The organism is Promicromonospora soli, from assembly GCF_014653785.1.
In the GTDB taxonomy this organism is placed as follows: Bacteria; Actinomycetota; Actinomycetes; order Actinomycetales; family Cellulomonadaceae; genus Promicromonospora; species Promicromonospora soli.
In genome coordinates this window covers 200,526-213,716 of sequence record NZ_BNAS01000003.1, presented here as the reverse complement: position 1 = coordinate 213,716, position 13,191 = coordinate 200,526, and the positions used below count along the sequence as shown (strand labels likewise).

At 72.3% G+C, this 13,191-nt stretch carries 11 protein-coding genes; 3 read left to right on the top strand and 8 right to left on the bottom strand.

All coding sequences use genetic code 11. The features are described from left to right. Positions 1 to 49: 49 nt before the first annotated feature. The 5 genes from IE250_RS11125 to IE250_RS11105 all read right to left on the bottom strand — a co-directional run bounded on the left by IE250_RS11125 (position 50) and on the right by IE250_RS11105 (position 7,480). On the bottom strand, positions 50 to 1,120 hold the full coding sequence (locus tag IE250_RS11125) for an acyltransferase family protein (RefSeq protein WP_189669359.1): 1,071 nt from the start codon (positions 1,118 to 1,120) through the stop codon (positions 50 to 52). Next, on the bottom strand, positions 1,117 to 2,373 hold the full coding sequence (locus IE250_RS11120) for a hypothetical protein (RefSeq protein WP_189669358.1): 1,257 nt from the start codon (positions 2,371 to 2,373) through the stop codon (positions 1,117 to 1,119). The genes IE250_RS11125 and IE250_RS11120 overlap by 4 nt, the downstream gene beginning before the upstream one ends. Beyond that, positions 2,370 to 5,645, bottom strand: coding sequence for a LamG-like jellyroll fold domain-containing protein (locus IE250_RS11115; RefSeq protein WP_189669357.1), 3,276 nt, complete (start codon positions 5,643 to 5,645; stop codon positions 2,370 to 2,372). The genes IE250_RS11120 and IE250_RS11115 overlap by 4 nt, the downstream gene beginning before the upstream one ends. Positions 5,646 to 5,792: 147 nt before the next feature. Next, on the bottom strand, positions 5,793 to 6,458 hold the full coding sequence (locus IE250_RS11110) for a hypothetical protein (RefSeq protein WP_189669356.1): 666 nt from the start codon (positions 6,456 to 6,458) through the stop codon (positions 5,793 to 5,795). Positions 6,459 to 6,511: 53 nt separating this feature from the next. Continuing rightward, positions 6,512 to 7,480, bottom strand: coding sequence for a glycosyltransferase family 2 protein (locus IE250_RS11105; protein WP_229872356.1), 969 nt, complete (start codon positions 7,478 to 7,480; stop codon positions 6,512 to 6,514). 90 nt (positions 7,481 to 7,570) lie between these two features. Between IE250_RS11105 and IE250_RS24510 the strand changes: the two genes are divergently transcribed. From IE250_RS24510 to IE250_RS11095, 3 genes are read left to right on the top strand one after another with little or no spacing between them, the layout of a single operon-like run. After that, positions 7,571 to 8,785 (top strand): glycosyltransferase family 4 protein, encoded by a 1,215-nt coding sequence (locus IE250_RS24510; protein WP_229872414.1) that lies wholly within the window; start codon positions 7,571 to 7,573, stop codon positions 8,783 to 8,785. Next, complete coding sequence (locus IE250_RS24505) at positions 8,782 to 9,795, top strand: glycosyltransferase (protein ID WP_373301663.1); 1,014 nt, start codon at positions 8,782 to 8,784, stop codon at positions 9,793 to 9,795. The genes IE250_RS24510 and IE250_RS24505 overlap by 4 nt, the downstream gene beginning before the upstream one ends. Further along, complete coding sequence (locus tag IE250_RS11095; protein ID WP_189669355.1) at positions 9,792 to 11,102, top strand: lipopolysaccharide biosynthesis protein; 1,311 nt, start codon at positions 9,792 to 9,794, stop codon at positions 11,100 to 11,102. Before IE250_RS24505 ends, IE250_RS11095 begins: the two co-directional genes overlap by 4 nt. A gap of 23 nt (positions 11,103 to 11,125) precedes the next feature. Here IE250_RS11095 and IE250_RS11090 read toward each other — a convergent pair whose 3' ends face one another. Genes IE250_RS11090 through IE250_RS11080 form a run of 3 tightly spaced genes read right to left on the bottom strand, consistent with a single transcriptional unit; the run spans position 11,126 to position 13,187 of the window. Beyond that, positions 11,126 to 12,016, bottom strand: coding sequence for a glycosyltransferase (locus IE250_RS11090; RefSeq protein WP_229872354.1), 891 nt, complete (start codon positions 12,014 to 12,016; stop codon positions 11,126 to 11,128). Continuing rightward, complete coding sequence (locus IE250_RS11085; protein ID WP_189669354.1) at positions 12,013 to 12,459, bottom strand: FAD synthase family protein; 447 nt, start codon at positions 12,457 to 12,459, stop codon at positions 12,013 to 12,015. The genes IE250_RS11090 and IE250_RS11085 overlap by 4 nt, the downstream gene beginning before the upstream one ends. Then, entirely contained in the window at positions 12,456 to 13,187 is a 732-nt protein-coding gene (locus IE250_RS11080) for a CDP-alcohol phosphatidyltransferase family protein (protein ID WP_189669353.1), read from the bottom strand. Before IE250_RS11080 ends, IE250_RS11085 begins: the two co-directional genes overlap by 4 nt. Positions 13,188 to 13,191: the final 4 nt, after the last annotated feature.

Below are 13,191 nucleotides of genomic sequence, written 5' to 3'. Positions count from 1 at the left end.
CCATGGTCGGCCTCGGTACGAGCCTCGCGCTCCAGGGCAGCGCAAAGGCCTAAGCGTCTGGTACGCCCGGTTTGTCGTGCAGTGTCATCGCCTCGGCACCCGGCCGCTCCTGCTTCCAGCCGAGCCGGTCCGGGATGGCGTAGAGGTAGCGCAGCGGGCCCGACGCGGTCCACCTGTGCGTGAGCCACGACAGCCCGATCGCGGCCGCCGCGGCCGCCGGCACCAGAAGGAGTCCGGGCATGCCCGGCGGGGCCGCCGATCCGGTGAGGGCGACCACCAGGGACGACCCCAAGATGATCACCGGGGTGTGACCGAGGTAGACGGGCAGCGTCGTCGACCCGATCCGCGCCAGGACGGCGCTCCGGGCAAGGAAGGTACCGAGTGCGACGCCGGCGAGGATCCCGACGACGCACAGGACGAAGTACACGCCGACGACGGACCGGAGCCCGGACACCTCGACGGCCGCGGCCAGGAGCGCCCATACGAGCGACAGCGACGCCCTCGCCTGCCAGGGCGTCCGTGCGAACCGGAGCAGCGGCTCGCGCAGGTGCATGCCGCACACGAAGAACGCGTAGTACTTGAGCGCACCGTTCCACCCGACGTTGCCGAGGTCGAAGCCGTCCGTGAGCGCGATCACCGACGGGACCACTGCGACCATGAGGTGCCATCGCCAGTCAAGGGACCGCAGCAGCCGTGCGGTGACGCAGAAGAGCGCGAGCGCCCAGATGAACCACAGCTCGAACTGAGGGCGGACCGGAGCCAGCAGCAGGTCGCGGAGCATCGGGCCGAACCCGAGCGGACTCCCGCGCAGGGCGAACCCGATCAGGTAGCACGCGGTGCCGATGACCTCCCAGATCACGAACACCCACAGGTAGAGGCGCAGCCGCCGGTCCCACAGCGTCCGCCAGGTCGTCCCGGCCAGGCCGGCCACGCCGATGCGGTACGCGAGCATGCCCGAGATCATGAAGAAGAACGGCATGCGCACGGAGGACACGTAGTCGTTGACCTGCTCCCACTCGGCCACGCCGAACCAGCGCGCCGCGTGGTACAGCACCACTAGGAGGACCGCGATCCCACGGCCCGCATCGATCCAGACCTCACGCACCGCCGGGCCGGTCACGGCGCTGCCTGCCGCACTTGCCGAACCAGGGGCGCCATCAGCGCCACGGCAAGGATGAAGACGGTCAACGCGCTCTCCAGCGGAGCGAACAACAGGTTCCAGACCGACTTCACCCCGAGGAACAGGAGCAGCGCGGAAGCGGCTCGTCCCGTGGTGAGGACCGCGGTGCGGGCGACGAAGAACGCCAGCAGCACGACGGCCAGAGCGAGTCCCGGGATGCCGCACCAGGCCCACAGGTCGCCGATCACGGAGTGCAGCTCGAACCCGCTGCCGAACAGGTAGTTCTCCACGTATCCGTTGTTCGGCTCGTACCCGAGGGCGGCCATGCCGGACTTGGCCACGAGGACATCTGCCATGGACGGGACGGTCCCGCCACCGAACCCTCCCGGGGAGGAGCCCATCAGTGCGACGGTCGCCCCGATCTCCGGCCGCCCGCCGGTGATCAGGGTGCCCGACGTCGCCAGCTGGAGCTCTGTACGGTCCTGTGCACTCTCGCCGAGCGCACCATCCAGGATCGCGGCCTGGAGCGCGAAGTACGTGCCGAACGCGAGCGTCCCGAACAGGATCACCGTCCGCAGGGCCGCGAGCCCGGACGACGCCGGCTTCCCCCACGCCTGCCACAGCACGAGCAGCGCGACCATGAGAAGGATCGCGGTCGTGGAGCGCCCGCCGCTGACGACGGAGCCACCGGCGAGCGCGAGCACGGCGATGACGTCGACCCACCTGCTGCGCCACCGCGCCGCGACGGCGAGGACGATGACGGTGACCGGTAGCGAGAACCCGAACCGCCAGGGGTTCTCGGCGAACATCTCACCGGACGGGTTGACGCCGAGCAGCAGCCCGACGCCGAACGCGGCCCCCACCGCCCACACCGAGGTGCGGCTGCGCGCCCAGATCGCGGCGCCGATCCCGCACGCCAGCCCCAGCACGAGGAAGACCGACTCCAGGAGGCCGACGGTGAAGACGGTCCGCGAGCTGCTGTGCCAGACCGTGAGCCAGACGCTCCATGCGGCCCCGACCCCCGCCAGGACGGCTATCCAGGTGACCCATCGCGAGCTGTGCACCCAGGGCGCCCACAGCGGCAGGAGCACCAGGGCGAGGGCGAGTCCCGCCGTCAGGCCGAAGGAGAGGTCCCAGCGCATGCCCGTGAGGACGACGCAGAGCACCGCCAGCCCGGTCGTGACGACGGCCCAGCCCCCCTGTCCCTCACGGGACGGGAGGACTGGGACCGGCACGACCCGGGTGGACGTCACGGTGCGAGCGGCCCCGCCCAGAAGTCGTCCAGCCTGACCACGTTCGCGCCGGTCGTGACGCTGCCCGCGTTGCTCACCGCGTAGCCGACGGCTCCGGCGTCCTGCAGCTCGGGGGTCGAGCTGGTCGTCGTGAGCTGCCAGGCGGCCGGCTCGGCGGTCCCGGCGGCCCATACCTTCGCCCGGATCGTCGTCGGCGACGAGCCCGTTACCTGCATCCGGACCGCGAGCCGCTCACCGGCCCCGACGCTCAGGCCGGTGATGTTCGCGGCGGCCAGCGTCGTCTCCCCGGACTGCAGGGCGTTGAGCTGAAGCTGGACCGCACCGGTCGACTTGACCCAGACCTTGGCCCGGTACTCGCTGGAGAAGCCGCTCGTGCGCCCCGCGAGGGAGACGAACGTGCCGCCGCCGTCGGAGATCTCCTCGAGAGAGAGCACACTCCTGATCTCGACGTCCTCGGCGGAGACGCCCTGCAGCTGGGCCTTCCGGTTCGTCCCGGCCGTGGGAAGCGCCATGAGGCCCTCACCGCCGGCGACCGAGAAGCTCGACGCCGTGCCGGAGAGTGTCCAGGCGCCGCCCACCGGGGCAGTGCCCCAGCTGCCGGCCACGTTGCGACCGAAGCCGTCGGTGGCGAACTCCGCGGGAGCCGTGGCCTCGACCTGCAGCGTGTCCTGGTCGGTCGCGCCGTCGGGGTCGGTCACCGTGAGGGTCACGGTGTACGTGCCGGGCTCGGCGTAGGTGTGCGTCGCCTCCGGGCCGGAGCCCGTCGCGCCGTCGCCGAAGTTCCAGTGCCAGGACGAGATCGGGCCGTCCGGGTCGGAGGACCCGGTGCCGTCCACCGTCAGGTCGAAGCCGTTGATGCTCGCCGACGCCGCCGCGACGGGCGGACGGTTCGGGCGGCCGTTGGCGGCCACCGTGTAGTGGTCGAGGACGGTGGCCGTGGACAGCGCCGTCGGATAGATCGCGACATCGTCGATCGAGCCCGCGAACCGGTCACTCAGGAGCGGGCGGTTGGGCCAGCTGCTCAGGGTGTCGGCGCCGATCCGCCAGTAGCCGCTGTAGGACTGCCCGCTGGTGGTGTCGGTCCGGGTGCCGACCTGGACGCCGTCGACGAACAGCTGCATGCCGCCGGCTCCGAGCGTGCCGACCACGTGGTGCCAGGCGCCGTCGTTGACGGGTGCCGGAGACCGGAGCGTGCGGACCTGCCCGGGGTACACACCGAAGGTGATCCGACCACCGGAGTCGATGTAAAGGTGCCTGTCGTAGGAGCTGGACGTGCCCGTGGCGCTGTTGCTGTTGGCGAAGCCGACGATCCTGCCGGTTCCGGTGCCCTTGACCCACGTCTCGATCGAGAAGGTGTCCGGGCCGGCGACCCGGGCCGGCGAGACGAGCCTGCTCGACGAGGTGTTCTGGAACGTCACCGCGGTGTTCGGGTCATCCGCGATCGCACCGGTGGTACCGAGCTGAACGCTCGTCGGCACCGTCATGTCGCCTGCGCCCGCCCAGTCGTAAGTCGTGGTCGAGCCGGCGGGCTCGCCGAGGCGCCACAGGTGGGTGGCCCCGTCCTGGACGACGGTGTCGGCGTAGTCGCTGCGGGGGGCGTCGGACACCGTGACGTCGATCCACTCCGATCGCTTCACGTTGCCCCACGGGTCCGTGACGGTCAGGCGGTATCGGTGGCTCGAGCCGGGGACGAGGCCGGTGTCCCGGACGGTCCGTGTCTCCGGCTGCCAGAACTTGGTGGAGATCGTCTCCTCGAAGATCGGCGCAGCCGAGTCGGAGTCGCGGTAGACCCGGTAGGTGAGGGCCTCGTCGTCACGGTCCCAGGTGGTGTTCAGGCCGACCCGGACGGTGCCCGCCGACACCGAGACCACCGGTGGGTTGAGGTCCGCGCCGGAGGGCACCGGGCCGGAGGCGTTCGGCGCTGCAGTGCGCTTCGTGTACCGGACCAGGCCCTGCTGCGCGACGCCGTTCACCTTCGGGAACTCGCCGCCGTACAGCACGTAGTCCGCGTTGCCGGTGACCGTCCAGACGGCCTGGCTCTTCCCGGAGTACGTCCCGACATCGGTCTGGGGGTACCAGGTCAGCGGTTCCGGACGCGGTGTGCCCGGGTGGTCGGGGTAGCCGTAGATGTCCTTGGTGTTGGTGCCCCGGACCTCGTCGGTCCAGGCGGTCGAGTGGTAGAAGGTCCAGGGGTCCGTCTGCGGGAACCCGCCGCTGTTGCCGCAGTAGTGCTTGTGGCTCGCGGTGTAGACGACGTCGCCCAGCGGGGCCACGTCGTACGTGTCGCCGTGGCAGTCCTCGATCCAGATCAGCGTGCCGTCGGTCCAGCTGACCTTGAACGTGCCTTCGGTGGTGCCGCCCCTGCCGTAGTGCCAGCCGACGCCGTACCAGGCGTCGCCGGTGGTCGCCACGCGCAAGACGCTGGAGTTGTCGCCGGCGTTGCGCACCCGCGAGTTGACGGGCAGCGTGCGGTTGGCGCCCGTGGCGGCGTCGAGCCACGCGATGCCGTAGGAGTTGGCGGTGTCGGAGTTGACCGAGGTGAACGTCCCCGAGATCACCACCGACTGCTCGTCCGGGGCCACGACTATCGACTGCACCTGGCGGTCGTCGACAACCGGGACGAACCCGGGGCGCAGGACGCCGTTCGCGGCGTTGATGGCCGCCACCCGGTAGCGCGTGTGGCCGTTGACGGCGGAGAAGTACCCGCCCGCGTAGACCGTCGTGTTCGTGGCCGCGACGGACTTCGTGTTGCCGTTCATGTTCGGGGCGAACGACGTGTTCAGCGTGCCGCTCGGCAGGTTGAACGCGGCGATGCGGCTGCGGGTGACGCCGTCGACCGTGGTGAAGCTGCCGACCGCGTAGAGCCGCGTCCCGTCCGGGGAAGCGGCCAGGTCGGTGACGTTGCCGTTGAGCGTGTGGTTGAACGAGGTGTCCAGCACGCCCGTCGCCAGGTCGTAGGCGAGCAGGTTCGTGCGCGGCACCAGGTTCGTGCCGGGCGCGGCACCGGCGGGCCGGGCGTTCGCGAACTCGCCGCCCACGTACACGGTGTCGCCGACGATGACCTGCTTCCACACGATGCCGTCGACCTGCACGGTCGGCAGAGCGTCGGCGGACACGGAGACCGGGTCGGACGCCGGCTCCACGACCTCCGCGGCCACCTGGGCGACCTCGGTGGCGGACGCCGACGGCGTGGTCACGAGCGACGTGACGACGAGCGTGATGCTCGCGAGGACGGCAGAGACTCTCCGGCCGGGCAGGCTGCGATGGGACACGAGAACCTCACTGGGGAGACATGGACCCGCCGGACCGCACAGCTGCCGGACGATATGGACCTGTAGGACTGATCACCCAATACGCTAATAGCGGACACGGCAGCCGGCACAGTCAAACCGGGGTGAACTCAGGGGTGATCTCCGGGCTCAGGCTCCGGTGAACACGACTATCGCCGCGCCGACCCCCGGGTCGATCTCGAGCTCGACCCGGTCCTGGGACTCGGGCGGGACGCTGAAGACGAACACCCCGCGGGCCGCGTCGTCGGCGCCGACCTCCGACTCGAACGCCCGGCCGCCCGGCTTGAGCAGCGGCGTGGCCGGTGTGCGGTCGGGTCCGTAGTAGGCGTTCACGACCACCGTCCGCAGGTCCAGCACCTCGCCGGTGCCGTTCGTGAGCTCGACGGTGAACCGCAGCGCCGGGCCGCCCACCTCGCCCGGGACGTTCGCCTCCCCGGTCACCTCCTCGACGGACGGCACGGTCACGGTCACGCCGGGCTCGGGTGTCGCGACGGCACCGAACGGCGCGGGGTCCAGCGTCTCCCGCGGCTCGGGGGCCGCGCCCTCGTCCGCCCCGGGCTCCGGCTCGGCGTCGGTCCCGCCGCCGTTGGACGGCTCGGTGCCCGGCCCGTCCTCGCCGTCGGCCCCGCCATCCGCACCCGACGACGCAGCCGGGCTCGCCGAGCCCGTCGCACCGGCCGCAGGCCCGCCGTCCGGCCGCAGCGACAACACCGCCGCGGCGACGACGGCCACCAGGACGAGCGCGCCGAGGGCAACAAGAAGCAGACGACGGCTGATGCGCGGGGATGCAGGCATGAACCCGGAGCGTAACCGTGCGCCATGCCGACGGGCCGGTGTTCCGCCCGAGTTCACCCGGACCGGGCGTACGGCAGCAGCACCCTCCCGGAGGCGGCGCGCAGCTCCCCTCGCGACCTGGCGAGGGATCGCCGACCACGCGCATTCCCTGCGACGTCGCCCTGCAGCGCCGCCCTCGCGACCTGCAACGCCCCGAGCGCACCCCGGGCCAGCCCGGCGCACAGGACTCGCGCCCGCAGGGCGGTCCGCCGTCCGCGGCCGGGCGCAAGCAGCAGCGCCGCGCCCACCGTGGAGCTTGCGAGCCCGGCAGTACGCGCCAGGAGGTAGGAACGGGTGAGCCGGTCGGCGGGCACTACGTCGGACACGACGGCCTCGGCGCACCAGACGATGCGCCCGCCCGCGGCGGTCAGCGAGCTGGTGAAGTGCGTGTCCTCGCCGCCGGAGAGGCCGAGGGCCGGGTCGAACGCCAGGCCGGCCCGCCGCACCACGCGCAGGTCGAGCAGAAGGTTGTTCGTCGCGGCGCTCGGCACCGTGTCCCCGCTGTGCAGTCCTAGGCGATGGCCGCGGTCGTAGAACCCGCCCGCGATGACCCACGGGTCGGGCTCGACGTCGTACCGGGACACCACCGGCCCTGCGACGGCAGCCGCCCCCGTCGAGCGGTACGTCGTGTACAGGGCATGGAGCCAGTCGGTGTGCGGCAGCTCGTCGTCGTCCACGAACACGAGCAGGTCCTGGTCACCCGAGGCGCGCAACGCACGGTTGCGCGCGGCCGAGATGCCCGGCTCGGGCTCGATCACTGCGGTCACGGGCACGACGGTGGCCTGCGCCGCCTCCGCCACCGCGGCGACGCCCGTGCCGGCCGCGTCGTTGTCGACCACCAGCACGCTCGCCGCGACCCCCTCGAACCGGCGGGTCAGGGCGGCAGCCTGCTCTACGAGCACCGGGACCAGTGCAGCGATCCGCCCCGGGCGACGGTAGGTGAGCACGGCGACGACCAACCGCTCCGTCCCTGCAGTGCGCACCACAATCACCCCTTTCCCGGCACCACGACGACTGATCCGGCAGTTACCGTAGCGTGGCCCGCCCCCTGACCCTCCGGAGAGTCGAGACTCGTGCAGCAGGTTCACCCGCGTGTCCTGGTCAGCGCCTATGCCTGCGGGCCCGGCGACGAGCCGGAGGCTGCCGCCGGCTGGGCGTTCGCCCGCGCGGCGGCCAGGTCCCACCGGGTGCATGTGATCACCCGGCACCGGTTCGCCCCGGCCGTCGCCGCCGAGCTCGAGCGCGACCCGGACCTCGCCCGGAACCTGACCGTCGAATACCTCGATCTGTCCGAGCGGGTGCTCGCCCGCAAGCGCCGCGGCAGCGACGTGTACTGGTACTACGTGCTCTGGCAGCGCGCACTGGCACGCCGGGCCGCCGAGCTGCACCGCGCCACGCCGTTCGACGTCGGCCACCACGTGACGTTCGCGAACGACTGGCTGCCCTGCGGGCTGGCCCGGGTCCGTGACCTCCCCGTCGTCTGGGGGCCGGTCGGCGGGGCGAGCACCGTGCCCTTCCGGCTCTCCCGGTGGCTGGGGGTCCGCGGCACGATCACCGAGCTCCTCCGCGGGGTGCTCACCGCGCCGCTGCGGGCGCTGTGGGGCGACGCCGCCGCCCGGCGCGCTGCCGTCGTCGTCGTGCAGAACGAGTCGGTGGCGCGGCGGTTCCGCCGGGCTCGCCACGTCGTCGTGGAATCGAACGCCGCGCTCGACGACGACCTGCCCGGTCGGGCCCGGCCGACTCGGCCCGAGTCGGCGGAACGGCCCCGCCGGGCCGTCTTCGTGGGCAGGCTCCTGGCCTGGAAGGGCTGCCGCCTCGCGATCGAGGCGCTCGCCCGTACCCCCGGCTGGGAGCTGCACGTCTACGGCGAGGGGTACGAGCGCCCGGCGCTCGGGCGGCTCGCCGAGCGACGCGCTGTCGCCGGCCGCGTCGTCTTCCACGGGCACCGGCCGCGGGCCGAGGTCCTCGACGCGATCGCCGGGTGCGATGCGATGCTGTTCCCCTCGATGCACGACCAGGCCGGCTGGGTGGCGGCCGAAGCGAGCGCGCTCGGGCGCCCGGTGGTCTGCCTGCCGCTCGGCGGAGTACCGCTCCTCGCCGGAGCCAACGCGCGCCCCGCAGAGCTGGCGGGCGATGTCGTCGGCCAGCTCGCGGCCCGCCTCGCGGAGGCCGCCACCGCACCGGGCACGCCGTCCGGCCGATGGTCTGCGTCCCGGCTGCCCGACGTCGTGGAAGGCCTCTACCGCACCGCCGCCGGCGCCGTCGCGCCCTCCGGGAGCTCCGTATGAGCACCGTCCGGGTCCTGACGTCGAACCGCGAACCAAGCAGCACCACCAACCCGTACATCACCATGCTCACCGCGGCGTTGCGCCGGACTCCGGGCGTCGAGGTCGTCACGTTCTCCTACCGAGCCGCCCTGTTCGGCCGGTACTCCCTGGTACACCTGCACTGGCCGGAGACAGTCATCGGCCTGGGCGGCGGGCGACGGGCCGGTGTGCTCGGCCGCTGGGTGCTCGCGGCGCTCCTGCTCGTTCGCCTCACCGTCACCCGCACGCCGATGGTCCGCACGGTGCACAACGTCGAGCTCCCGGCCGACGCCGGCCGGCTCCAGCGCGCGCTGCTGCGCTGGTTCGACCGGCTGACCACGCATCGGATCCTGCTGAACGACCGCACGGAGTCCCCCGGACCGGCGACCACCATCCCGCACGGGCACTACCGCGACTGGTACACCGGTCCCCGCTCGACGATGCTCCCCGGCCGGCTCCAGTACGTCGGCCTCGTCCGCCGGTACAAGGGGGTCGAGGGGCTTGTCGAGGCGTTCCGGTCAGTCGCCGACGGCTCGGTCACACTGGGGATCGCGGGGGCGGCGTCGACCCACGAGCTTGCGGCCACCATCACCACGCTGGCGGACGGCGACCCGCGGGTCACCCTGCGGTTCGGCTTCCTGTCCGACGACGAGCTCGTCGCAACCGTGACGGCCGCGGAGCTGGTCGTGCTCCCGTACCGGTTCATGCACAACTCGGGGACCGTGCTGGCCGCGCTGTCGCTCGACCGGCCCGTCCTGGTCCCGGACACGCCGGTCAACGCCGACCTTGCCGCGGAGGTCGGCCCGGGCTGGATCCACACCTTCGCCGGTGACCTGACGCGCGACGCGCTCCTCGCGGCGCTGTCCGCCGCGCGTGAGCCACGTACAGCCGCACCGGACCTCGGCGCACGCGAGTGGACCGGCGCCGGAGCGGCGCACCTGGCCGTCTATCGTGCGGCGCTGTCCCGGGCCGGGTCCGGGGTGCGCGCGTGACCAGGGCCCGGACGGGCGCGCCCTGGCGCTCCGTCGGGAGCAGCGCGGTGGTCCAGGTGATGGTGACCGGCCTCTCCGGCTTGCTCGGGATGGTGACCGCGCGCCTGATCATCGAGCAGTTCGGCGTCGCGCAGTACGCCCAGTACGGACTCCTGGCGTCCTTGCCCGCCCTGATCCCGTTCGCGGACCTGGGGATGGCCGCCGTGGTGGTGAACGTGCTGGCGTCGTCGGACCGGGCGAGCACGGATCCCGACGTCCGCAGGACGCTGACCAGCGCCTTCCGGGTCCTGGTCTGCTCCGGCCTCACGATCGCGGCGATCGGCGTCCTCCTGGGCGTGCTCGGCTGGTGGCCCGTGGTCCTGGGTCCGGGCCTGCTGGAGGGCGGCGCGGTCACCGCCACGGTGTGCGTCATGATTCTCGGCCTGGCGCTGCCGTGGGGTGTCGGCTCCCGGATCCTGGTGGGGCTCGGCCGCAACCCGCTGCAGACCGCGCTCACCGGGCTTACCGCACCGCTCGTCATGGCCGGCGTGCTCATCGTCCTCGAGGTGGGTAACGGTTCAGGGTCCCTGCTGGCCGTCGCGTCCTATGCGGCAGCGGCGATCGTGGCCGTGGTGCTCCTGGTCACCGGCGCTCGCCTGGTCCGCCCGCAGGTCGGCGCGGCGCTCCGGGACGTCCCGCGGGTGCGGTCGGTGGCCGGGGTGCGGGTCTTCGACGTCGCCTGGCCGATGCTGGTGCAGATGATCTCCCTGCCGATCGCCATGCAGACCGGCCGGATCTTGCTGAGCCACCAGGGCACGCCCGTCGAGCTGGCGCGGTACAACCTCGCCGCCCAGCTCTTCGGCGTCGTGCTCGCCGCCGTGGCGACGGCAGGCCTCGCCCTCTGGCCGCACTTCGCGCAGGCCCGCAGCCGGTCGGTCAAAGCCTCGCCGTTCCGGGCCTCGCTGGTCTTCGTCGCGGCGGGAATCGTGCTGGCCCTGCTGCTGGCGGTGCTGCTCCCGTTCCTGGTCCCGCTGGTGACCGACGGCGAGTTCGGTCTCGGCCTCCCGCTCGTCGCGGCGTTCGTGGTGTTCGTGGTCGTCCAGGCCGCCAAGTACCCGGTCGGCATGTACATGACCGACGCCGCGGGCCTGCGCGCCCAGGTGCTGCCGATCGTGCTGATGGTGCCCCTGAACCTGGGCCTGGCATGGTGGTCGATCCCGTACCTCGGCGCGGCCGGCCCGGTATGGGCGACGTCGGTCTCGGTGCTGCTGTGCCAGGTGGTCCCCAACGCGCTGTGGGTGCGCCGAAGGCTCGGAGAGAGCGCATGAGATGACGCCCACGGCGCCCGAGCTCATCGGACGCCGAGCGCCTCCACCATGCCCCGGGCGACGCCGCGCCACGGCCCGATGCCCTGCACGAACTGTCTGCGCCCGCCCCGCAGCGCCACCGCCCGGGCGGCCCGGGGCAGGGCGCGCCGCCACCGGCGCACGTCGGCCGGGCCCAGGTTCTTGCGGGCGAACACCATCCGGTTGCGGATGTCGTACCGGTAGTACGTCTCGCTCTTGGCGCGACCCCGGGACTCCTGGGTGCCGCCCTCGTCGTGCACCACGTGGGCGCCGTCGACCACCTCGAGCCGCGCCCCGAGCGCCACCGCCCGCCACGACAGGTCGACGTCCTCCCAGTAGAGGAAGTAGTCCTCGTCGAACCCGCCGAGCTCTTCCCAGAGCCGGGCCCCGACCGCCAGACACGCCCCGCTGAGCCACGGCACGTCGTCGGGCGACGTGCGGCGGCCCCTCATGGTGCCGTCCGCGCGGTGCAGGTAGGTCAGGCCGCGTGAGTACACGCTGCCGTCTGGCCGGTGGATCCGCGGCGCAACGAGCACCCGGTCCTGCGACCGCGCCGCCGCGGCGAGCGCCGCGAGCCCGGCCGGGTCCGTCCACGCGTCGGGATTGAGGAAGACCAGCACCCGGGCTCCGACCGCCACCGCGCGCGCGGCGCCGAGGTTGGAGCCGCCGCCGAACCCGACGTTCGTATCGGGTGCCAGGAGCTCCCACCCGTGGGCGGCGGCCAGGCGGGTCACGGCCGCACGCTCCCCCGCGCCGCTGAAGCTGTCGACGACGACCACGCGCACACCGCTCCTACCGGTGGTCCGAGGCAGGTTCGTCGCGAGCAGGCGGGACGAGCCGTAGTTGACGACGACGAGAACGACGTCGTGGTACCCCGCGGGCAGCACCACGCTCACAGCACCTCGCTCCTGCCGGTCACATCGCCCTCGAGCAGCTCGAGCGCGCGCCGTAGGACCGTGCTGGACGTATGCACCGTGTACGGAAAGTAGACGACCTCCACCCCGACGTCGGCAAACCTGCGCTCAAGGTCACGCCCCTTGGCCGTGCCCTTCCAGTCGTCGCCCTTGAAGAACACGTCGAAGGGCCGCCGGCGCCATGTCTCGACCTTGTCGGGCTGCGTCTCGACGAACACCTCGTCCACGTACACGACGTGGCGCACGATCTCCGCGCGCTCGACCACAGGTATCACCGGACGGCGCCCCTTGGCGAGCTCAAGCATCTCATCGTCGACCACCCCGGCCACCAGGTAGTCGCAGCTGCCCCGGGCATGCCGCAGGACGTTCAGGTGGCCCACGTGGAACAAGTCCCAGGCGCCCGGTGCGTAGCCCACGACGTTCATAGGTCGCGGACCTCGCGGAACCACTTGACCAGGGCCAGACCCAGGAACGCTGTCGTGCAGGCGGTGATCGCCGCGTACACCCAGAGGAAGGCCGTCGGCGCACCGAGCAGCAGGAACGTCCAGCAGAGGACGCCGTAGTCGGTCGGCAGCACCAGGACGGACCGGAGCCACGGGAACCGGCCGCCGGTCGGTGCCTGCGACTGTACGCCGTGCGCCCGGCGGAGCTGTTCGGTCAAGATCATCGCGAAGAACAGGACGCTGCTGGTGATCGCGGAGACAAGAGGGACGAGCAGCCAGGCGGGCGCCGCTGTGTCATGCACCGCGAGGCCCACCGCGAGCGCGAGCGGGAGGGTCACCACCTTGACCGCGTCGACGGCGTGGTCGAGCCATTCGCCCGCCGGGCTACCAAGACCGGTCAGCCGCGCGACCTGCCCGTCGGCCGAGTCCCAGGCATAGCCGAGGACGAGCAGCACGGTGACGGCCGCACCCTGACCCCACGAGGGCGGCAGCGCGATCAGCAACGCGATACCGCTGAACGTGAACAGCGCGCTCACGCCCGTGACCGCATTCGGGGAGAGTCCCGCCCGGTACGCGGCCGCCGCGAGGTATCTGCCGATGCGGCGGTTCACGAACCGGGAATATGCCGGGGCTCCGCGGGCGGCACCCTTCTGCGCTGTGCCGAGTCGGGCGAGTACCTCGCCGTACGGCTCACGGATGGCTGTGTTCATCAGG